14 protein-coding genes are annotated in these 21,965 nt (G+C 72.9%); 7 read left to right on the top strand and 7 right to left on the bottom strand.

The window, feature by feature from the left end; genetic code table 11:
• Positions 1-158 precede the first annotated feature (158 nt).
• Positions 159-1,208 (top strand): family 2 encapsulin nanocompartment cargo protein polyprenyl transferase, encoded by a 1,050-nt coding sequence (locus ACFV8H_RS28575; RefSeq protein WP_380405527.1) that lies wholly within the window; start codon positions 159-161, stop codon positions 1,206-1,208.
• Between the two features lie 96 nt (positions 1,209-1,304).
• Here the strand turns inward: ACFV8H_RS28575 and ACFV8H_RS28570 are convergent, their stop codons facing one another.
• Entirely contained in the window at positions 1,305-2,345 is a 1,041-nt protein-coding gene (locus ACFV8H_RS28570; RefSeq protein WP_380405524.1) for an NAD-dependent epimerase/dehydratase family protein, read from the bottom strand.
• A 220-nt stretch (positions 2,346-2,565) separates the two neighbouring features.
• Here ACFV8H_RS28570 and ACFV8H_RS28565 point away from each other — a divergent pair, with 220 nt between their 5' ends.
• Positions 2,566-3,903 carry a DUF1254 domain-containing protein gene (locus tag ACFV8H_RS28565; RefSeq protein WP_380405521.1) on the top strand — a complete coding sequence of 446 codons (1,338 nt, stop codon included), beginning with the start codon at positions 2,566-2,568 and terminating at the stop codon, positions 3,901-3,903.
• 67 nt (positions 3,904-3,970) lie between these two features.
• Positions 3,971-5,305, top strand: coding sequence for a DUF1254 domain-containing protein (locus ACFV8H_RS28560; protein WP_380405518.1), 1,335 nt, complete (start codon positions 3,971-3,973; stop codon positions 5,303-5,305).
• Between the two features lie 108 nt (positions 5,306-5,413).
• Here ACFV8H_RS28560 and ACFV8H_RS28555 read toward each other — a convergent pair whose 3' ends face one another.
• Positions 5,414-7,333 carry a hypothetical protein gene (locus ACFV8H_RS28555; protein WP_380405516.1) on the bottom strand — a complete coding sequence of 640 codons (1,920 nt, stop codon included), beginning with the start codon at positions 7,331-7,333 and terminating at the stop codon, positions 5,414-5,416.
• A gap of 150 nt (positions 7,334-7,483) precedes the next feature.
• Here ACFV8H_RS28555 and radA point away from each other — a divergent pair, with 150 nt between their 5' ends.
• Together radA and disA are read left to right on the top strand one after the other, a co-directional pair.
• Positions 7,484-9,031 carry a DNA repair protein RadA gene (radA, locus tag ACFV8H_RS28550; protein ID WP_380405513.1) on the top strand — a complete coding sequence of 516 codons (1,548 nt, stop codon included), beginning with the start codon at positions 7,484-7,486 and terminating at the stop codon, positions 9,029-9,031.
• A 202-nt stretch (positions 9,032-9,233) separates the two neighbouring features.
• Positions 9,234-10,292, top strand: coding sequence for a DNA integrity scanning diadenylate cyclase DisA (gene disA / locus ACFV8H_RS28545; RefSeq protein WP_350507754.1), 1,059 nt, complete (start codon positions 9,234-9,236; stop codon positions 10,290-10,292).
• A gap of 164 nt (positions 10,293-10,456) precedes the next feature.
• Here disA and ACFV8H_RS28540 read toward each other — a convergent pair whose 3' ends face one another.
• Positions 10,457-11,329 carry a hypothetical protein gene (locus ACFV8H_RS28540; RefSeq protein ID WP_380405510.1) on the bottom strand — a complete coding sequence of 291 codons (873 nt, stop codon included), beginning with the start codon at positions 11,327-11,329 and terminating at the stop codon, positions 10,457-10,459.
• Positions 11,330-11,610: 281 nt separating this feature from the next.
• Here ACFV8H_RS28540 and ACFV8H_RS28535 point away from each other — a divergent pair, with 281 nt between their 5' ends.
• Complete coding sequence (locus ACFV8H_RS28535) at positions 11,611-12,528, top strand: A/G-specific adenine glycosylase (RefSeq protein WP_380405507.1); 918 nt, start codon at positions 11,611-11,613, stop codon at positions 12,526-12,528.
• An 82-nt stretch (positions 12,529-12,610) separates the two neighbouring features.
• Here ACFV8H_RS28535 and ACFV8H_RS28530 read toward each other — a convergent pair whose 3' ends face one another.
• The gene (locus ACFV8H_RS28530) at positions 12,611-14,206 is read right to left on the bottom strand and encodes an MDR family MFS transporter (protein ID WP_380405504.1); all 1,596 of its coding nucleotides are present in this window, start codon (positions 14,204-14,206) and stop codon (positions 12,611-12,613) included.
• Between the two features lie 247 nt (positions 14,207-14,453).
• Here ACFV8H_RS28530 and ACFV8H_RS28525 point away from each other — a divergent pair, with 247 nt between their 5' ends.
• Positions 14,454-15,083: a TetR/AcrR family transcriptional regulator gene (locus tag ACFV8H_RS28525; protein ID WP_380405501.1), complete on the top strand. Its 630-nt coding sequence runs from the start codon at positions 14,454-14,456 to the stop codon at positions 15,081-15,083.
• Positions 15,084-15,101: 18 nt separating this feature from the next.
• On the opposite strand, the gene ACFV8H_RS28520 is transcribed toward ACFV8H_RS28525, so the two are convergent.
• From ACFV8H_RS28520 to ACFV8H_RS28510, 3 genes are all read right to left on the bottom strand, one after another.
• Positions 15,102-16,031, bottom strand: coding sequence for a M23 family metallopeptidase (locus tag ACFV8H_RS28520; protein WP_380405498.1), 930 nt, complete (start codon positions 16,029-16,031; stop codon positions 15,102-15,104).
• 423 nt (positions 16,032-16,454) lie between these two features.
• The gene (locus ACFV8H_RS28515; RefSeq protein ID WP_380405495.1) at positions 16,455-18,806 is read right to left on the bottom strand and encodes an immune inhibitor A domain-containing protein; all 2,352 of its coding nucleotides are present in this window, start codon (positions 18,804-18,806) and stop codon (positions 16,455-16,457) included.
• 273 nt (positions 18,807-19,079) lie between these two features.
• Positions 19,080-21,599, bottom strand: a complete 2,520-nt coding sequence (locus ACFV8H_RS28510) for an ATP-dependent Clp protease ATP-binding subunit (protein ID WP_380405492.1) — start codon at positions 21,597-21,599, stop codon at positions 19,080-19,082.
• Positions 21,600-21,965 lie beyond the last annotated feature (366 nt).

The following is a 21,965-nucleotide window of genomic DNA, read 5'->3' as shown; positions in this document are numbered from 1 at the left end:
TGCGGCGGCGCCCCTCGCCGCCCGCCCGGCCGCCGGCGGCGCCCCCCCCCCGGGGGGCGGCCCCCGCGCCGCGGTGTGCACGGCCACCGGCCCGCCGCCCCGGCGCAACCCGGCCGCCCGACGGGCCGGCCGTCCCACGACATACGGGGGAGGAACCCATGACGAGCTCCACGCTGGAGCGGGACCACAAAGAGGGCCACGAGGCCGCGGACATCCTCGCCCGCGCCCGCGGCCTGGTCGACCCGGTCCTGCGGGCCGCCGTCGACTCGCTGCCCGGCACGATGCGCAAGGTCGCCGGGTACCACTTCGGCTGGTGGGAGGCGGACGGCACGCCCTCCGAGTCCTCCTCCGGCAAGGCGATCCGCCCGGCCCTGGTCCTCGCCGCCGCCCAGGCCCTCGGCGGCACCCCCGGGACGGCCGCCGCCGCGGCCGCCGCCGTGGAGCTGGTCCACAACTTCACCCTGCTCCACGACGACGTCATCGACCGGGACGACACCCGCCGCCACCGGCCCACCGCCTGGCGGGTGTTCGGCACCACCGAGGCCATCCTGGCCGGCGACGCGATGCACTCCCTGGCGCTGCGCCTGGTCGCCGAGGACGCCCACCCGGCCGCCCGCGGCTCGATCCGCCGGCTCGCCGACTGCGTGGTCGAGCTCTGCGAGGGCCAGCAGATCGACTGCGCCTTCGAACAGCGCAACGACGTCTCGCTCGCCGAGTGCCTGGCGATGGCCGAGGCCAAGACCGGCGCCCTGCTCGGCGCCGCCTGCGCGATGGGCGCGCTGTACGGCGGCGGCTCCGAGGAGGCGGCCCGGGCGATGGACGGCTTCGGCCGCGAGATCGGCCTGGCCTTCCAGCTGATCGACGACCTGATCGGCATCTGGGGGGACCCGACGGTCACCGGCAAGCCGGTCGGCGCGGACCTGGTCGCCCGGAAGAAGTCGCTGCCGGTGGTCAAGGCGCTCGGCTCCGGCACCCCTGCCGGGGCCCGGCTCGGCGAGCTCTACGCGCTCGAACGCCCGCTCACCACCGCAGAGTTGGCGCAGTGCGCGGCGGCCGTCGACGAGGCTGGCGGGCGCGGCTGGGCGCAGGGCGAGTCCTGCGAGCGGATGGCCGCGGCGATGGCGCAGCTGGCCGTGGCCGTACCGGAGCCGGCCGCGGCGGACGAACTGCTGGCGCTGGCCGAACTGGTGACCCGCCGCAGCCACTGAGCGAGGCCCGCCGGGGCGGGGACCGGCCCCCGCCCTCGGCCCCCGCCCTCGGGCTCCGCGCTCAGGCTCCGCGCGAGGCCCCCGCCCCCGGGCGCCTCACCCGTGTGCGGCCAACAGCCGCTGCTCCTTGGCCGGTTCGATCCCCTGGGTGAACGGCGCCCCCGGCACCAGCTTCCGCCCCTCGGCATCGGTGTCCTCGGCCGGCCCCCGGGCGCGCAGCCACTCCCAGGTGTCCCGGGCGGTCTCCGCGAACGGGCGGCAGCGCAGCCCGGCCGCCTCGGCGCGGCTGCTGTCGACCTGCCAGATGTACCGCCACTCCGGCAGGTCCGGCGCCCAGAAGGGCAGTTCGAGCCAGGGGCCGACCTGGTCCGGCCCCTCGGCCAGCAGGGCGGCGTCCCCGACCGGGACCAGCTCGGTGCCGGCCGCGCCCGCGAGCTCCCGGCAGGTCTCCAGCCACTGCCCGAAGGTGAGCCGCCCGGGCGGCGCCGTGGTGAGGAACCGGCCGACCGTCCCGGCCGTCAGCAGGTCGAGCCCGAAGGCGGCGAAGTCCCGGACGTCGATCACCTGGATGGTCCGCTCCGGATCGCCGGGCGCGAGCACCCGCCCGCCGCGGGCCATCCGCTCCAGCCACCAGGGCAGCCGGCCGCCCAGCTCGTACGGGCCGATCAGCAGTCCGCTGCTGAGCACCAGGGTGCGTTCGGCGCCGAAGCCCGCCAGCACCGCGCGCTCGCCGCCCGCCTTCAACTCGCGCCCGAAGGGCTGGTCGGGCGGGGTGTCGGCGGGGCAGGGGAGGAGCGGGGAGTCCTCGGTGATCACCTGGGTGGCCCAGTCGGCGTAGGCGTGCACCGAGGAGACGAAGGTGTAGTGGTCGGTCCGTCCGCGCAGCAGCCGGGCGGAGAGCGCGGCCTGGGCGGGCTGACGGGCGGAGGTGTCGACGACGGCGTCCCAGCGGCGGCCCTCGACCAGTCGGGCGAGGTCCTCGGCACTGTCGCGGTCGCCCCGGACGGCCTCGACCCCGGGCAGGTCGGGGGCGCTGCGGCCGCGGTTGAAGGTGGTGACCTGGTGGCCGCGGGCGAGCGCCTCGGCGGCGTAGGCACGTCCGAGGAAGGACGAGCCCCCGAGCAGGAGGATCTTCATACCGCTCAGCCTGTCCCCGCCGGCCCGCCGCCACGCCCGGGTTAGCGCTGGGCAGAGCGCCGGACCGGATCCGCCCGCCGCGGGCGCCGCCCGACATGCCACCCCCACCCACCCCCCTTAGCATCCCAGGTGTACCGATCTGCCCTGATGCGTCCTGATCTACCCCTTGTCTGCACTTACCTGCCCTTGTCTGCCTGATCCGGCCTGGGAGAGCGACAGCATGGTCAACCCGGCACTCGTCGATCCGGCCACCATCCGCGCGACCGCGGCCGAGGCCTGGATCCGCGCCCACCCCCTCCTGCGGAACTACCGGGCCCTCTACACCCAGGCCCTGGACGACGCCGACCCGGGCTACGTCGGCGGCTTCGGCGTCTTCCGCCACACCACCCGGCCGGCCGGGCCCGCCGACACCGACGCCGTCACCCCCGACAACGACACCCTCCCCTCCCGCGCCTGGCTCGACCTGCGCGCCGAACCCTGGGTGCTCTCGGTGCCCGCCACGGACGACTACCGTGCCCTCGCGGTACACGAACTCGACACCCTGCCGGCCGGGTTGATCGGCTCCCGGACCACCGGCCAGGACGCCGGGGACTTCCTGGTGGCCGGCCCCGACTGGCAGGGCGAGGTCCCGCCCGGCATCACCGGCGTGATCCGCACCGCCACCCGGCTGGTCGGCGTCGTCGGCCGCACCCGCCTGTCCGGGGACACCCCCGCCGACCTCACCGCACTACGGGCCGTCCAGGAGCAGTACCGGCTGCGCCCGCTGCACGCGTACGCGGGCACCCCGGCCCCCGCCCCGGCCCCCGAACCGGTCTGGCCGGTCTGGCGCGACGAGGTCCCGGAGGGCGTCGAGTTCCTCACCTTCCTCGACTTCCTGCTCGGCTTCTTCCCGCCGACCGACGCACTCCCGCCCGCCGAGACCGCGCTGCGCGGCCGCCTCACCGACCTCGGCGTCGACGGCCGCGGCGAGTTCGAGCCCGCCGCCCTCCCGCTGGAGGTACGGGCCGAACTCGGCCGCGGGATCGCCGACGGCCGCGCCCGGCTGACCCGGGCGGTCGCCGAACTCCGCGACTCCGCAGGCCTGTTCGGCACCCGCGAGGAACTCGGCGGGGACTTCCTCCGGCTGGCCGTCGCCGCCGAGCTCGACCCGTACGGACTGCCCACCGAGGAGGTCTGGTACGGCCGTTGGGCGGCGGACAGCGAGGGCCGCCGCCCGCCGAACGCCGCCGACCGCGACCACCTGATCCGCTTCGCCCCGGACGCCCTGCCACCCGCCCGCTTCTTCTGGTCCGTGACCGTGTACGCGCTCCCCGGGCACCGGCTGGTCGACAACACCCTGGACCGCTACTCGGTCGGCGGCGACACCCCCGGCCTGGTCCGCGACCCGGACGGCGGCCTGACCCTCTACCTCCAGCACAAGCGCCCCGCCAACGCCGACCACTCCGCCAACTGGCTGCCCGCCCCGGACGGCCCGTTCGCCGTGGTGCTCCGGATCCACGGCCCGGAGGCCGCCGTACTGGACGGCCGCTGGCAGCCCCCGCCGCTCACCCCGCGCTGACCCCGCGCCGACCCCGCGCTGACTCCCGCCCTGCCCCGCCCCGGCACCGACCCGACGAAGGACCCCGATGAACCTGCCCGAGCTGGAGGCCCTGGCCGCCGACGCCTACGTCTACGGCTACCCGCTCGTCGCCGGCCTCACCATGGTCGAGCGCTTCGCCAAGGGCGGCCTGGGCACCCTCCCGGCGGCGCCGTTCAACCACTTCAGCCACGCCACCCGGCTGGCCGGCCCCGGCGACCACTTCGTCTCGGTCAACAACGACACCATCTACTCGATCGCCCAACTGGACCTCTCCGAGGGCCCGCAGGTGCTGCACGTCCCGGACACCGCCGGCGCCTACTACGTGCTGCAGTTCATCGGGGCCTGGACGGACAACGTCGCCTACCTCGGCAGCCGCGCCACCGGCACCGCGGCGCAGACCTGGCTGGTCGTCCCGCCGGACTGGCACGGCACCGCGCCGGACCCGGCCCGGGTGATCGAACTGCCCACCACCGTCGGCACGATCGTCGGCCGGTTCGCCTGCGACGGCCCGGACGACCTTCCCCGGGTCAAGGCCCTCCAGGCCGCGCTCGCCCTGGAGCCGCTGGAGCCCGGCGGCCTGGTCGCCGGAGTCCCCGCGCCCGACCCGGACGTCCCCGAGCGGCTGGCCTTCTTCGAACGCCTGCGGGTGTGGATGCAGGCCTTCCCGCCGGCCACCCCCGACATCGAGTACCAGCGCCGCTTCGCCCCGCTCGGCCTGCTGGACGACGGCGCCTCCCCGTACCGCGCCGCCGCCGCCGAGTGGACCCTCGCACTCGCCAAGGGCCTGGCCGCCGGGCGGGAGCGGGTCGAGGACGCGACCCGCCCGCCCGAGGACCACCCGCTCGGCGAGTGGCGCTCGGCGCTCCACCTCTTCGACTACAACATCGACCACCTGGGCCCCGGCACCCTGGACGACCCCGAGTGGCGCATCCCCGACCGCCGCGCCGCCTACCTCAGCCGGGCCGCCGCCGCCCGGGCCGGCCTGTGGGGCAACCACGCGTACGAGGCCTCGTACGCGATGACCTACGACGACTCCGACGGCCGCCCGCTCACCGGCGCCGACAGCTACACCCTCCGCTTCGAGGAGCCCCCGCCGGCCGAGGCCTTCTGGTCCGTCACGATGTACTCGGTGCCGGACTACTACCTGGTGGAGAACCCGGAGGACCGCTACTCGATCGGCGACCGCACCCCCGGCCTGGTCTACGGCCCGGACGGCTCGCTGACCGTGACCCTCCAGCACGAACCGCCCGAGGACCCGACGGCCGCCGCCAACTGGCTCCCCACCCCGCTCGGCGAGTTCCGCCCGATCATCCGGCTCTACCGCCCGAAGCCGCCGGTCCTGGACGGCACCTACCAGGTCCCCCCGATCCACCGCCACTGACGCCCCGCCCCCGCCTGCCCCCCGCTCCCGCCGCCCCACCCACAGCACGCGGAGTGGGAAGTCGACCCGGCCGACTTCCCACTCCACGCGGCACTGCGGCCCGCCTGCCTAGTGCCCCGTCGCGGCTCCCGTCGGGTGGGGCGAGGCGCCGGCCGTCGGAGACGCCGTGGTCGCGGGTGCGCTGCTCGGCGATCCGGAGGGGGACGGCGGGACCGTCCGGCTCGGCGTCGCGGTGGGCTGGGCCGGGGCCGTCGTCGAAGGCGATGCCGGCGAGGAGGGCGAGGCGGAGGCCGACGAAGGCCCCGAGGGAGCAGGCCCCGAGGAAGGCCCTGCCGGGCTCCCCGTCGAGCTCCCCGTCGAGCTCCCCGACGAGGGCTCCGCCGAGGAGGACGCGGTACCGCCCCGGTTCTGCGGTCCGCCCTCCAGGGTGACCACCGCCTGGGAGGGCGGCAGCGCGATCCGGGCGGTCCAGTGGGTGGTGGGCGCGAGGTCCTCGTCCACGGTGACGATCACGGTGATCCGCTGCCCCGGCGCCAGCGTCCCCGAGTCGCGGCTGAGCCGGAGCCAGCCGGCGTCCGTCACCGCGTGCCAGCGGATCTCCGTGGTGCCGGAGTTGGTGAGGGTGAGCACCGTCCGGCTGCCGTACTCCCCGGCCTCGACGGTGAGCAGCCCGGCGGGCGCCGGGTTGCCCGCGCCCGGCGCGGAGGCCTGTTCGACCGCGGGGGCCGGGGCGGCGACCAGGGCGGGGCTGCCGAGCGGGGTCGCGCCGCGGGCCGGCACGGGGACCAGCGGCCCCTGGAGGGTGAGCCGCGGAAAGCCGGGCAGCAACGTTTCTGCACCACTCCCGCCACTCCCGTCACCCGCCCCACCGCCACCCGCACCCGCCAGCTCCAGCCCGGGCATCCCCGCACCGCCGCCCGCGCCCACCCCGGCCGACCAGGGCGGCCGCTGCTCGGCGTCCGATCCGGCCCCGTCCACCCGTACCGCCGACACCGAGGCCGCCGCCCCGGCCCCGGTGCCGCCCCGGTGCCCGGCCCAGAGCGCCACCACCGGCGCCGCCAGGACGGCCGCGAGCACCCCGGTGGTCACCACCCGCCGACGGACCGCCAGGCTCCGGCCCGCGTCCGGCGCCCGGTGCCGGGGGAAGCCGCCGTGGTCGAAGCGCAGCCCCGGTTCGGCCGCCGCGGTACCCCGCCGCCCCGACGCCCCTGCCGCCGGGGGCTGCGCCGCGCCGCCCACCGCGACCGGCGCCGTCAGCAGCGGCAGCCCCGACAGCCCGGACAGCCCAGACAGCCCGGACGCGCCCTCCGCCGCCCCGCCGGCGGCCACCCGCTCCGCCGTTCCCCGGCAGGTCGGGCAGTCCACCACGTGCTGCACCAGCTCCCGCCGCAGCGCCGGGCCGAGCACCCAGTCCCGCCAGGACTCGGCCCCGGCCCCGCCCAGCCGGTCCAGCTCGGGGCAGCTGCCCACCCCGAGCACCAGCAGTGCCGCCCTGGTCCGGGCCACCTCGGCCTCGGCGGCGGCGAGCAGGGCCCGGGTCCGCTCGAACGGCAGGCCCAGGACGGCCGCCACCTCCAGCGGGGTCAGCCGGTGCCGGACGGAGAGTTCCAGCGCCTCGCGCTGCTCCGGGTCCGTACCGGCGGCCTCCGGCCAGGCGAGCGAGGCCAGCTCGCGCCGCCGCCGGACCGCCTCCGCCCCGGGCGCCTCCGCCCCGGTCGACTCGGCCCCGGGCCCCGCGCCGCTCCCGCCCTCCGGCCCGCTCCCGCCCTCCAAACAGGCCCCCTCCGCGAGCCGCCGCAGGCAGCAGTACCGGGCCAGTGAGAAGAGCCAGGCCCGGACGAGTCCGGGCTCGGCCAGCCGGTTGCCGTGCCGCCGGGCCAGTTCGCGGACCTCACGCAGGGCGCCGGCCGCCGCGTCGTGCTCGCACAGCACCGAGAGGCAGTAGGTGAACAGGCCGTCCACCTGCCGGTCGTACGCCGCGAGCACGGCGTCCGCCGCCCCGACGGGCCCAACAGTTCGCGTTGTCACCCGTCCGACGGTAGGAGCAGCGGGCGGTCCGTCCCCGCCGTTCGCCGCGTATGTACTTCTTTCGGGTAACAACATCGCCCATCTGTGTGGGCGCGCGTCCGGTCCGGCGGTGGTCCGCCGCTGTCACACCCAGCCGCTACCGTGGGCCGCATGCCTCCGCGTTCCAAGACCACCGCCAAGCCGCGCCCGGCCTACCGCTGCACCGAGTGCGGCAACCAGCTGCCGAAGTGGGTCGGCCGCTGCCCGGAGTGCAACGCCTGGGGCACGGTCGAGGAGTACGGCGCGGTGCCGATCCGCACCACCGCCGCCGGCCCGGTCAGCGCGCCCGCCCGGCCGATCGCCCAGGTGGACGGCCAGGTCGCGACGGCCCGCTCCACGGGCGTGCCGGAGCTGGACCGGGTGCTCGGCGGCGGCCTGGTGCCCGGCGCGGTGGTGCTGCTGGCCGGCGAGCCCGGCGTCGGCAAGTCCACCCTGCTGCTGGACGTCGCGGCCAAGGCGGCCACCGACCGGCACCGCACGCTCTACGTCACCGGCGAGGAGTCGGCCGGCCAGGTCCGGCTGCGCGCCGACCGGATCAACGCCCTCTCCGAGCACCTCTACCTCGCCGCCGAGCAGGACCTCGGCGCGGTGCTGGGGCACATCGAGGCGGTCAACCCCGGCCTGCTGATCCTGGACTCGGTGCAGACCATCGCCTCCGCCGAGCTGGACGGCGCCCCCGGCGGCCCGGCCCAGGTCCGCGAGGTGGCGGGCGCGCTGATCCGGGCCTCCAAGGAGCGGGGCATGGCCACCCTGCTGGTCGGCCACGTCACCAAGGACGGCCAGATCGCCGGCCCCCGCCTGCTGGAGCACCTGGTGGACGTGGTGCTGAGCTTCGAGGGCGACCGGCACGCCCGGCTGCGGCTCATCCGCGGGGTCAAGAACCGCTACGGCGCCACCGACGAGGTGGGCTGCTTCGAGCTGCACGACGAGGGCATCGTCGGCCTGGCCGACCCGTCCGGCCTCTTCCTGACCAGGCGTGACAAGCCCGTCCCGGGCACCTGCCTCACCGTCACCCTGGAGGGCAAGCGCCCGCTGGTCGCCGAGGTGCAGGCGCTGATGGTGGATTCGCAGATCCCCTCCCCGCGACGCACCACCTCGGGCCTGGAGTCGCCCCGGATCGCGATGATCCTGGCCGTGGTCGAGCGGCACGGCGGGGTGAAGCTCGGCAAGCAGGACATCTACACCGCGACGGTCGGCGGGGTGAAGCTCACCGAGCCCTCCGCCGACCTCGCGGTCGCGCTCGCGGTGGCCAGCTCCTCCACCGACACCCCGCTGCCCAGCAACCTGGTGGCGATCGGTGAGGTCGGCCTGGCCGGCGAGGTGCGGCGGGTGACGGGGGTGCAGCGCCGGCTGGCCGAGGCGCACCGGCTGGGCTTCACCCACGCCCTGGTCCCGCCGGACCCGGGCAAGGTGCCGCCGGGCATGAAGGTGGTCGAGGTGGCCGACATCGGCGAGGCGCTGCGGGCCATCCCGGGCCGCCGCCGGGCCGCCGCCAAGTCGCGCTCCGAGGGCCGCTCCGAGGCCCGCGGTGAGGCCCGTACGGAGGCGCGTGGTGAGGCTCCGTCGGCCCCGCCGGCGCCCCGCGCACCCCGGGTCCCGGCGTACCCGGAGGAGCTGATGGACGGCTGGGAGCCGCTCGACTCCGACGAACTGCGCTGACCCAAGCCCTGCCGAAGCCGCACGCAGTTAGACTTTCCCCAGTCTCATTGGCCAGAAGGCAGTACCGGAGCGGTACTGAGCGACAGAGCAACAGACCGCGGACCGGCGCACGGCGCGAGGCGCGCGGCACGGGGTCGACCGGAGGAGTCACGTGGCAGCCAGCGACCGGGGGGCGGACAAGGCCTCCCGTGAGGAGGCCCTGCTGCGGGCCTCCCTCACCGCCATCGCGCCCGGTACCGCGCTTCGTGACGGACTGGAACGGGTCCTGCGGGCCAACACCGGCGGCCTGATCGTGCTGGGCTTCGACAAGACCGTCGAGCCGATCTGCACCGGCGGCTTCGTCCTGGACGTGGAGTTCAGCGCGACCCGCCTGCGCGAGCTGTGCAAGCTCGACGGCGCGGTGGTGCTGGACAAGGACATCACCAAGATCGTCCGGGCCGGCGTCCACCTGATGCCGGACTCCACCATCCCCACCGACGAGACCGGCACCCGCCACCGCACCGCGGAGCGGGTCAACCGGCAGACCGGCTACCCGGTGGTCGCGGTCTCGCACTCGATGCGGCTGATCGCCATGTACGTCAACGGCACCCGCCGGGTGCTGGAGGACTCCACCACCGTCCTCTCCCGTGCCAACCAGGCGCTGGCCACCCTGGAGCGCTACAAGCTGCGCCTGGACGAGGTGGCCGGCACGCTCTCCGCGCTGGAGATCGAGGACCTGGTGACGGTCCGGGACGTCACCGCCGTGGCCCAGCGGCTGGAGATGGTCCGGCTGATCGCCACCGAGATCGCCGGCTACGTGCTGGAGCTCGGCATCGACGGCCGCCTGCTCTCGCTCCAGCTGGACGAGCTGATCGCGGGCGTGGAGCCGGAGCGCGAACTGGTCGCCCGGGACTACTTCCCGGAGCGCGCCGCCAAGAAGGGCCGCACGGTCACCGAGGTGCTGGCCGACCTGGAGGCGCTCACCCACGCCGAGCTGCTGGACCTGCAGACGGTCGCCAAGGCGCTCGGCTACTCCGGCACGCCGGAGTCCCTGGACTCCGCCGTCTCCCCGCGCGGCTACCGCCTGCTGGCGAAGATCCCGCGCCTGCCCAACACGGTGATAGAGCGCCTGGTCGAGCACTTCGGCGGCCTGCAGAAGCTGCTCGCGGCCAGCATCGACGACCTGCAGACGGTCGAGGGCGTCGGCGAGACCCGGGCCCGCTCGGTCCGCGAGGGCCTGTCCCGCCTTGCCGAATCGTCCATCCTGGAGCGCTACGTCTGACCGGACGCGCAGCGGACCACGGACGGCCCCCGGAGAAACGCTTCCTCGGGGGCCGTTCCGCGTTCCCGGGCCCCTGAGCGCCCTGACGGGCCGACGCGCGGAGCCCCCGACTGCTCGGCGGTCGGGGGCTCCGTGGGGCTTCACACAAGGGGCGTGACGGGCGTTCAGCTGTCCAGTCGGATCGAGGTCCGGGCCGACACCTTGTCGCCGGAGAGCCCGGTGAGCTCCGCCAGCACCACGTACGTCCCGTTCGCCGGGGCGGTCTGGTCGGCGGTCGCGCACTGCGGCTTGCTGCGGCTGCGGTCCCAGGTGAAGGTCTCGGTCTGGCTGCCGTTCGCCGGGATCTGCACCCAGATGTTGCCCTTGTCGGGCGGGCAGTCGCCGGAGGACCAGACCCGGTCGTTGTTGCTGCCGCTGCTGACCGTGATCACGGAGGCGGTGCGGCCCAGGTCCACCCGGCAGTTGGCACCGGAGGAGTTCTTGACCGTCAGCGCCAGCTTGGGCTTGTCCTTGGGCTGGTACGAGTTCTGGGTGCCGGCCAGCTCCAGGGCGACCTGCGAGGAGGAGCAGACCGGGAGCGCCATCACCTCGGCGGTGTTCACCGCCGGGGCGCCGCCACCCGAGCCGCCGGCCCCGCCGGGCGCCGGGCTGCCGCCACCGGAACCGCCCGCGCCGCCGGAACCACCCGAGGCGCCGGACCCACCGGTCCCGCCCGCGCCGCCGGCCCCGCCGGCGCCGCCACCCGTGGCGCCGCCGCTGAGGCCGACCTCGCTGCCGCCGCCGCTGGCCACCGGCCCGCCGCCGGAGCCGCCGGCCGGGTGCGCCGCGGGGCCGCTCGGCGAGGCGCCGGGCGTGATCGCCTGAGCGGGCGTCTGGCTCTGGGACGGTACGGGCTGCGCGGCCTTGCTCGACGAGCCGCCGTCACCGCCCCCGCCCTGATCGGTCATCAGCCAGGCGATCAGGGCGACGACCGCCGCGACGGCGACGAGCACGACGACACGCCGACGCCAGTAGATCGAGGCCGGCAGCGGTCCCACGGGTTGACGCAAAGAGGGCACGATCAAACTCTATGGGACTGCGTGTGGCGATTGACTCACCAACACCGCACAGTCGCCCCTTCTTTCACATGATCCGCCATTTGATCCGTTCGAGGGAGTCCTTTCACCCGGATGCCCGGCCGGAAACCGGCTGGAGCCCGGAAGGAGCCCGGGTGGGGACCCGAGGGGAGACCCGAGCGGAAACCGGGGGAGAACGGTCCGTCCGGAGCCCTCGCATCCGCTTCGGTCCGGCTCCGCGGCCGTGGGAGGATCGAAGGGCCATGACTGCCATCACCGCCACCGAAGCCGCCCCCGCGCCGCCACTGCCCCTGCCGCTGCTGCACTCGACCGTCATCGACTGGTACGAGGCCAGCAAGCGCGACCTGCCCTGGCGGACCCCCGACGCGACGCCCTGGGCCGTCATGGTGAGCGAGTTCATGCTCCAGCAGACCCCGGTGAAGCGGGTGCTGCCCGCCTGGCAGGCCTGGATGACCCGCTGGCCCACCCCCGCCGACCTCGCCGCCGAGGCGCCCGGCGAGGCGGTCCGGCTGTGGGGCCGGCTGGGCTACCCGCGCCGCGCGCTGCGCCTGCACGCGGCCGCCGTGGCGATCACCGAGGAGCACGGCGGGGAGGTCCCGGACGACCACGCCACGCTGCTCTCGCTGCCCGGGGTGGGGGAGTACACCGCTGCGGCCGTCGCCTCCTTCGCCTTCCGCCAGCGGCACGTGGTGCTGGACACCAACGTCCGCCGGGTCTTCGCCCGCGCGGTGACCGGCGTGGAGTACCCGGCCACCGCCACCACCGCCGCCGAGCGCCGCACCGCGACCGCGCTGCTGCCGGACGACGCGGGGACGGCCGCCACCTGGGCGGTCGGCGTGATGGAGCTGGGAGCCCTGGTCTGCACCGCCCGGGGCCCGGAGTGCGGGGAGTGCCCGCTGTTCACCGTCTGCGCCTGGCAGCGGGCCGGCCGCCCGCCCTACGAGGGCCCGGCCCGGCGCGGCCAGACCTACGAGGGCACCGACCGCCAGGTGCGCGGCAAGCTGCTCGCGGTGCTGCGCGAGGCGCACGGCACCGTCCCGCAGGCCCGGCTGGACGCGGTCTGGCCGGACGCGGTGCAGCGTGCCCGGGCCCTGGACGGCCTGGTCGCCGACGGCCTGGTCGAGCCGGTCGAGCAGGGCGTCTACCGGCTGCCCCAGTAGTCGGCGGCGAAGCCTCCCGGACAACGAGGACGGCGCCCCCGGGAGATCCCTTCCCGGGGGCGCCGTCGTCGGTGGGCGGTCGTCAGACGGCCGCGGCCTCCAGCGAGGCCTCGGCCGGCTTCTCGCCCTTGCCGGTGCCGCGCAGCGGCACCTCGCGCAGGAAGACCGCGGCGGCGATGGCGATCACGGCCACCCCGGCGCCCCACAGGAAGACGGTGTGCATGCCGTTGGACACCGCGTGGTGGTAGGCGTCCTGGACGACCTCGGGCAGCTTGCGCAGCTCGGCCGGGCCCATCTGGCCCGGGTCCTTCGCCCCGCCGCCGGCCGAGGCCTGCTCGCCCAGGCGCGCGGTCATGGTGTCCTTCACCCGGTTGTTGAACAGGGCGCCGAACAGCGCGACACCGAAGGAACCGCCGATGGTGCGGAACAGGGTGGCGGTGGAGCTGGCCACGCCCATGTCCTTGAGCTCGACGCTGTTCTGGGCGACCAGCATGGTGATCTGCATCAGGAAGCCCATGCCGGCGCCGAGCACGACCATCCAGCAGGCCGAGGTGAAGCTGCTGGTCCCGACGCCCATGGTGGAGAGCAGGATCATGCCGGCGGTCATCACGATGGTGCCGATGATCGGGAAGATCCGGTACTTGCCGGTCTTGGTGACGGTCTGGCCGACCACCAGCGAGACGACCAGCATGCCCAGCATCATCGGCATCAGCAGCAGGCCGGAGTTGGTCGCCGAGGCGCCCTGGACGATCTGCTGGTAGAGCGGCAGGAAGACGGTCGAGCCGAACATCACGAAGCCGACCACGAAGCCGATGATCGAGACCAGGGTGAAGTTCAGGTTCTTGAAGAGGCTCAGCGGCAGCATCGGCTCCTGGGCCCGCTGCTCCACGTAGCAGAAGGCGATCAGCGAGGCGACGGCGAGCGCGGCCAGGCCGAGGATCTCCTTGGAGCCCCAGGCGTACTGCTGGCCGCCCCAGGTGGTGATCAGCACCAGCGAGGTGATGCCCGCGGTGAGCAGCACGGCGCCCGGGTAGTCGATCCGGGCGGTGTTGGTGACCTTCGGCAGCTTGAGGGTGACGACGACCACGGCGAGGGCTATCAGGCCGAGCGGCAGGTTGATGTAGAAGGTCCAGTGCCAGCTCAGGTGGTCGGTGATGAAGCCGCCGACCAGCGGGCCGCCGATGGTGGCGAGGGCCATCACGGCGGCGAACATGCCCTGGTACTTGCCGCGGTCACGCGGCGGGACGAGCGCACCCATGATCGACATGACGCCGACCATCAGGCCGCCGGCGCCGAGGCCCTGCACGGCGCGGAAGCCGATCAGCTCGTTCATGTTCTGGGACAGGCCGGACAGCGCCGAGCCCACCAGGAAGATCACGATCGAGGTCAGGAAGATGCCCTTGCGACCGTAGAGGTCGCCGAGCTTGCCCCAGATCGGGGTGGAGGCGGCGGTGGCCAGGGTGTACGCGGTGACCACCCAGGAGAGGTGCTCGGCGCCGCCGAGGTCGCCGACGATGGTCGGCATCGCGGTGCCGACGATCAGGTTGTCGAGCATGGCCAGCAGCATCGTGACGACCAGGCCGACCATCACGAGGCGGATCTCGCGGGGTGACCGCGGCTGCTCCTCCTCGGTCGCCTTGTCCTCCGGTACCGGGCCGGCGGTCTTGGACTGTGACATGGGGTGGGGTCTCCCGGAGGGGTGTTTCGGACGGGCCTCGCGCCGCGGTGCGGATCACTTACTTGACGCCCGGCTAGTTTATCGATCGTCGGCACGGTAGGCTTTTTACTAGCCGGTCGTCAAGCCAGTTTTAAGACCGAGCGCCTGGGCAGGGAGAATGGGCCCGGGGCGGACGCCACCCTGGGTCCGCAGCCGTCACCGCAGCAAGTCACCGCAGCCGTCACCGACGCAGTCAACGAGGCAGGCCATGGGCACTCCGCACAGCCCCCGCAGCGACACCCGGGCTCGCATCATCGAGGTGTCGTTGGAGCTCTTCTCGGAGCAGGGCTACGAGCAGACCTCGCTGCGTGAGATCGCCGACCGACTGGGCGTCACCAAGGCCGCGCTGTACTACCACTTCAAGACCAAGGACGACATCGTCCTGGGCATCGTGGAGCGGATGGCCGCGCCGATCGACGAGATCATCGCGTGGGGCCGGGAGCAGGAGGCCTGGAGCCCGGAGATGCGCGACGAGTTGATCCGGCGCTACGCGGACGGGATGACCGAGCGGGCCCCGTTGCTGCGCTTCTTCCACGAGAACCAGCCCGCGCTGCGGGAGTCCCCGGCCGGGCTGGCCTTCCGGGAGCGCGTGATCACCATGATGCAGCTGGTGCACGGGCCCGACGCCGGGTTCCGGGACCGGCTGCGGGCGACGATGGCGCTGTTCACCGCCCACTCGGCGTTCTTCCTGCTCAAGCAGGACTCCTCCGACTGCGGCGACACCGAGAACGTGTGGGGCGAGAAGCTGCCGACCGCGGACCTGGAGGAGGCGCTCGAAGCGGCCCGCGAGGTCGCGCTGGAGATCAGCAGCCGGATCGGCCGGCCCACCACCGGCTGATCACCGCGGCACGGCGTCCTAGAACGCCGTGACGCCGTGCGCGGAGAGGTAGGCGATCGGGTTGACCACGGCGCCGTAGCGGTTGCTGGTGCGGATCTCGAAGTGCAGGTGCGGCCCGGTCGAGTTGCCGGTGTTCCCGGACAGCCCGACCCGCAGGCCCGCCGGCACCCGGTCGCCGGCCGACACCGAGACCGCCGACAGGTGCGCGTACTGCGCGAAGTGCCCGTCGGCCAGCCGCAGCACGACCTCCTTGCCGTACGCGCCGTCCCAGCCGGCCGAGACCACGGTCGCGTCGCCGACCGCCAGCACCGGCGTGCCGGGGGAGACCGCGAAGTCCACCCCGGTGTGGTACCCGGCGGCGTAGCTGCGGTTGGGCTTCCCGAACGGGTTGCTGGTCGGCGCGTCCGGCGCCGGCGCCGACCAGTCCGGCGCGGGCGCGGGCGCGGGGTCCGGTGCGGCCTCCGGCTGCGCGCCGGGCTGCTCGGCGGGCGCGGGCTCCCCGGCGGCCGGGTCGAGCGGCAGCAGGTTGGGCGCCACGGCCACGAAGGCCTGTGCCGAGGCGGCGTCGTCGGGCAGCTTGTACGGGCTCGGCCCGGCCACCTGCACCAGGCCCGGGTTGGGCACCTCCGCCCGCGGGGCGGTGAAGGCCGAGCTGCCGGGCGTGGTCGGCCGTACGGTCTGCGCCGAGGCGCTGCCCGGAGCGGCGATCAGCAGCACGCCCGCCAGCAGCGCGGCGGCCGCCCCGGCCGAGGCCACCGCGTGGTCGCGCTCGGTCCGCTGCCGGCTGCCCGGCAGGGTGGCGTGCCGGGGGGTGGTGAGCAGCCGCAGCGGCGGTACGGCGTGGCGGCGGACGGCCTGGCCGATCCGCGGCTGCCAGACGGCCGCCTGGGCCGTCGCGCGGACGGCGAGCCGGCGCAGGGCCGGCCCCACGGGCGGGACGTTGGACATCGCGGGTCGTACCTCACGGTCGTGCGGGGGCAGCACGGAAACGCCCGGTCGGGCGGTCGGCTGCGCAGGGGAGCACTCAGCTTTAACCGTCACCGAGCGCAGCCCCAAACTCGGCGATGTACTACCCCGTGTAGTCGGCGTGGCGCCGGGGATTCCCACCGACGGAGTAATGATCATGAGATCGGATCGCCGAGGCCCGACCGGGTCCACGCCGCGGTCCCGCCCTGTCGACTACTAGGCCCGGTCGTACCGCGCCGAACCGCTGTGACCAGCGCCACCCGGTGCCCGCGCTCCCGGGCGGGGCCGGCCGCCGAAAAGCGCCTGGCCGCCGAAAAGCGTCCGGCCCGCCCCCGCGCGGTGGCGGGGGCGGGCCGGACGTGGAGAACTCAGTGCCGCGCGATCACGGCCTGACCGTCAGGACGATCAGTTGTCGACCGGGCGGACCCGGATCCAGGTCTCCAGGTAGTTCGCGGACTCGTTCTCGACCTCGATGCTGGTGCCGGTCTTCGGCACGTCCACACCGGCGTACTGGTCGTCCTTCGACCACCAGGACTTCAGGTCGTTGAACTCGTCGACGCCCTTGGACTTCGGGATGACGGTCTCGACGTCGGCCTTGTGCAGGGTCAGCGCCGGGACGCGGCGCGAACCGAAGGTCGAGTCGAAGCCCTGCATGCGCGGACGCATCAGGGTGCCGTCGGACCACTTGATCGGGGCCGGGTGCGAGTCGACCGGCAGGACCAGGCCGTGGCCCGGGTGGGCGCTGACGTTGTTGTCGGTCTGCGACTCGTCCCAGTACCAGATCAGCAGGCCGGGCTGGTACGAGTAGTGCTCGACCCAGCTGGGCTTGGCGGCCGAACCGAAGTTGTACGGGCCGGTCTTGAGGGTCTGGTCGAACGACACGTACTGCTTGTTCTCCGCGATGTAGTACTGCGCGTAGTCCTTGGTGTACGAGCCGCCGAAGCGGGTGAAGCCGGCGGCGGTCCAGCCGTTGTCGCCGTTCTCCACGTCGTCGCTGAACACGGTGGCACCGTCGGCTACCACGGCGATGTTGTCCGCCGCGAAGCCGCGGTAGTGCAGACCGCCGTCAGTGGTGTTGTGGAAGCGGAACTGGATCTTCTTGCCCGCGTAGGCGTCCAGGTTGAACGACAGGTCGCCCCAGGCGGCGGTGAGGCCGCTGAGGGCCGGGCGGCCGTTCTCCTTCGGGAGGGCGGCGCCGTTCCAGGTGCCGTCCACCACGGTCCAGTTCTTGCCACCGTCGGTGGAGACCTCGCCGAAGGCGTAGTCGAAGTCCGGCTCCAGCTCGTACCAGGCCTTGGCGTTGATGCTGGCCTTGGTCTTGCCGGTCAGGTCGACGTCGCGGGTCAGCGTGACGTTCAGGTTGTCGGCGCTGCCGCTCCACCACTCGTTGTTGCCGGCGAAGGGCTTGTTGATGTCGGTGGTGATGCTCTTCTTCGGCAGGTCGACGATGAGCGCCTGCGGAAGGTTGGTGTTGTACTCGACCGGGCCGATGTGGTGCGTCGACTCGGTACCCGCCTTGGCGCGGTCGACCTTGAGCCAGCCGAGCTGGTACTTGCTCCAGGCGTCGAGGTCGTTCGGCATGTCGCCGATGCTGTCCTTGCCCTCGCCGAGCCAGGAGCCGGAGGACATCAGGGACCAGAAGCCGACCGAGTTGTCGATGCCCTTGCCGGCGGTGTCGTAGAGGTCCGGCAGACCGAGGTCGTGGCCGTACTCGTGCGCGAAGACGCCGAGGCCGCCGTTCTCCGGCTGCATCGTGTAGTCGCCGATCCAGAAGCCGGAGTCACCGACCTGGACGCCGCCGAGCTTGTTGCTGTCCGGGCCGGCCTGGCCGGTCAGGTTGCCGTAGACGTACGAGCGGTGCGCCCACAGGGCCTTGCTGCCCTGCTTGCCGCCACCGGCCGACTTGTCCTCACCGGCGTGCACGATCTGGAAGTGGTCGATGTACCCGTCGGGCTGGTTGAAGTTCCCGTCGTGGTGCGACCCGTAGCGGTCCCACTGGTCGTACGAGGCCAGCGTCGCCTTGACCTGCTCCTTGGTCTGACCCTTCGCCAGCTGGTCCTTGTACCAGATGTCGACGGCGTCGCGGATCAGGTCCTGGGCGCTGGAGCAGACGTTGGAGCCGCAGTAGTCGGAGCCGTACCGGGCCTCGTTCCACGGCACCCGGACCCAGTCCGAGACCACGCCGTCGACCGTGTAGCGGCCCGAGGACTGCTTCTCGTAGAAGGTCTTCAGCGAGGGCTTGTCCTTGGCGAAGTACAGGTCCTGGTAGTGCTGCTGGTTGTAGTCGGCCTGCCAGGCGGTCGAGTTGTTCGTGGCGCGGTCGGGCGCCTCGATCTCGTTGTGCTTGGGGCCGGCCTCGCCGCCGTACTTGACCTTGCCGTCGGCGGTCTTGGTGGTGTTGTCGACCTGGTCGCCGAAGTCGACCAGGATCGTGAAGATCTTGTCCGAGCGCTCACGGGGGAGCTCGACGTACTTGTCCTTGCCGAGCTTCACGCTGGTGCTGCCGTTGTGCTGCTCGACCTGGGCGGTGCCGTTGAGCAGCTGCTCGGTGGCGGCCTTCTTCTCCGCGTCGACCTTGGCGGTCAGCGGGCCCGGGATGTTGTGCTCGGTGTTGACGGACTGGACGGCGTCGGCCGGGTCCTTCGGGACCGGTGCCGAGCCGGCCGCGACGGCGCTGCTCGGGAACAGACCCGCGCCGAGCGTGACTATGACCGCCGCCGCGGTGGTGACCGCTGCGGCTCTCCTGGTGGTCTTCAACGTTGTGACGCCCTCCCCGACCGAGCTGACTCTTGGCCAAGGCCCGGTAAACCAATATGAAAGACAGGTGGACGTCATTTGACCGAAGTAGAGCTGGAAAAGATAGACCTTGACCCTGACATGGCCACGGCGCTATGCTCGCCGATTTCGTGTCAGCTGACGGTCGATCAGAAAACGCCTGGTCCGGGCCCTGCACCGGGATCCGGAACGCAACGAGCCCCCGGCGCGAACGCCGGGGGCTCGTGGCTGTGAAGTTGTCTGTTAAATGTTGGTCTACTTCGTCAGGTCCGGACCGGACGAAGCGACCTCGGCCGGGGTGTCCGCGACGGCCGACTTCTCCTCGCCGCGGAAGGTGAACTTGGCGTCCTTGCCCTCGCCGTCCACGTCCACGACCACGATGTGGCCGGCCCGCAGCTCGCCGAAGAGGATCTTCTCGGAGAGGTGGTCCTCGATCTCGCGCTGGATGGTGCGGCGCAGCGGACGGGCACCCATGATGGGGTCGTAGCCGCGCTTGGCCAGCAGCTTCTTGGCCTCGACGCTGAGCTCCAGGCCCATGTCCTTGTCCTTGAGCCGCTCGTCCACCTTGGCGATCATCAGGTCGACGATCTGGATGATGTCGACCTCGGACAGCTGGTGGAACACCACGATGTCGTCGACGCGGTTCAGGAACTCGGGGCGGAAGTGCTGCTTGAGCTCCTCGCCGACCTTCGCCTTCATCCGCTCGTACCCGGTCTGGGAGTCACCCGTGGCCGCGAAGCCGAGGTTGAAGCCCTTGGAGATGTCCCGGGTGCCGAGGTTGGTCGTCATGATGATGACGGTGTTCTTGAAGTCGACCACGCGGCCCTGGGAGTCGGTCAGACGACCGTCCTCCAGGATCTGCAGCAGCGAGTTGAAGATGTCCGGGTGGGCCTTCTCGACCTCGTCGAAGAGGACGACCGAGAACGGCTTGCGGCGGACCTTCTCGGTCAGCTGGCCGCCCTCCTCGTAGCCCACGTACCCGGGCGGGGAGCCGAACAGCCGGGAGACGGTGTGCTTCTCGGAGAACTCGGACATGTCGAGCGCGATCAGCGCGTCCTCGTCGCCGAAGAGGAACTCGGCGAGCGTCTTGGACAGTTCGGTCTTACCGACGCCGGACGGGCCGGCGAAGATGAACGAACCGCCGGGGCGCTTCGGGTCCTTGAGGCCCGCACGGGTGCGCCGGATGGCCTGGGAGAGCGCCTTGATGGCGTCCTTCTGGCCGATGACGCGCTTGTGCAGCTCGTCCTCCATGCGCAGCAGCCGGGAGGTCTCCTCCTCGGTCAGCTTGAAGACCGGGATGCCGGTGGCGGTGGCCAGGACCTCGGCGATGAGCTCCTCGTTGACCTCCGCGACGACGTCCATGTCGCCGGCCTTCCACTCCTTCTCGCGCTTGGCCTTGGCCTGCAGGAGCTGCTTCTCGTCGTCGCGCAGGGACGCGGCCTTCTCGAAGTCCTGCGCGTCGATCGCGCTCTCCTTCTCGCGGCGCACGTCGGCGATCTTCTCGTCGAACTCGCGCAGGTCCGGCGGCGCGGTCATCCGGCGGATGCGCATGCGCGAGCCGGCCTCGTCGATCAGGTCGATCGCCTTGTCCGGCAGGAAGCGGTCCGAGATGTACCGGTCGGCCAGGGTGGCGGCGGCGACCAGGGCGGCGTCCGTGATGGAGACCCGGTGGTGGGCCTCGTAGCGGTCGCGCAGACCCTTGAGGATCTCGATGGTGTGCGGCAGCGAGGGCTCGGCGACCTGGATCGGCTGGAAGCGGCGCTCCAGCGCGGCGTCCTTCTCCAGGTGCTTGCGGTACTCGTCCAGGGTGGTGGCACCGATGGTCTGCAGCTCGCCGCGGGCCAGCATCGGCTTGAGGATGCTGGCGGCGTCGATGGCGCCCTCGGCGGCGCCCGCGCCGACCAGGGTGTGCAGCTCGTCGATGAACAGGATGATGTCGCCGCGGGTGCGGATCTCCTTGAGCACCTTCTTGAGGCGCTCCTCGAAGTCACCGCGGTAGCGCGAGCCGGCCACCAGGGCGCCCAGGTCCAGCGTGTAGAGCTGCTTGTCCTTGAGCGTCTCCGGGACCTCGCCCTTGACGATCGCCTGCGCCAGACCCTCGACCACGGCGGTCTTGCCGACGCCGGGCTCACCGATCAGGACCGGGTTGTTCTTGGTGCGGCGGGACAGCACCTGCATGACCCGCTCGATCTCCTTCTCGCGCCCGATGACCGGGTCGAGCTTGGCCTCGCGGGCGGCCTGGGTGAGGTTGCGCCCGAACTGGTCCAGGACCAGCGAGGTCGACGGGGTGCCCTCGGCGGGCCCGCCGGCCGTGGCCGACTCCTTGCCGCCGCTGGTCTGGTAGCCGGAGAGCAGCTGGATGACCTGCTGGCGCACCCGGTTGAGGTCGGCACCCAGCTTGACCAGGACCTGGGCGGCGACGCCCTCGCCCTCGCGGATCAGGCCGAGCAGGATGTGCTCGGTGCCGATGTAGTTGTGGCCGAGCTGCAGGGCCTCCCGGAGCGACAGCTCCAGGACCTTCTTCGCCCGGGGGGTGAAGGGAATGTGGCCGGACGGGGCCTGCTGGCCCTGGCCGATGATCTCCTCGACCTGCTGGCGCACGGCCTCAAGGGAAATCCCGAGGCTCTCCAGGGCCTTGGCGGCGACGCCCTCGCCCTCGTGGATCAGACCCAGGAGGATGTGCTCGGTGCCGATGTAGTTGTGGTTGAGCATCCGGGCTTCTTCCTGAGCCAGGACGACAACCCGCCGCGCGCGGTCGGTGAACCTCTCGAACATCGTTTATCGCTCCTCAGAGCGGTCGGGCAGTTCGGGGTCCGTCCCCGCCCTGTCCTTCCGCATGCTAGTCCCGCTCAGCGGCGCGGCCCACGGATTCACTCCCCGGTAGAGGAGCGAGATGCTGCGCGACCAGCCGACACCAATCCCAACCTGATGCTGGGAATCGGTGTTCCCACAGGTGGGCCGGATGCACCGGAAACCGCTACGCCATCGGCGAACAAGAGTCGCCGGGGCGGAGCCGGGTCCTCTTCGGCCGGTCGCACATGCTGCCCCTGGACGGGTCGAAGAACCCGTCCACCTGCATTCATACCCGGTATCGGGGCGGTTCTCGCGCAGTTTCCGCGGTGGCGGTGTTCGCCTGGCGAG

Origin of the sequence: Kitasatospora sp. NPDC059827 (assembly GCF_042731675.1) — a bacterium.
GTDB lineage: Bacteria > Actinomycetota > Actinomycetes > Streptomycetales > Streptomycetaceae > Kitasatospora.
The sequence above is the reverse complement of the archived record's forward strand: the minus strand, read 5'-3'. Positions and strand labels throughout refer to the sequence as shown.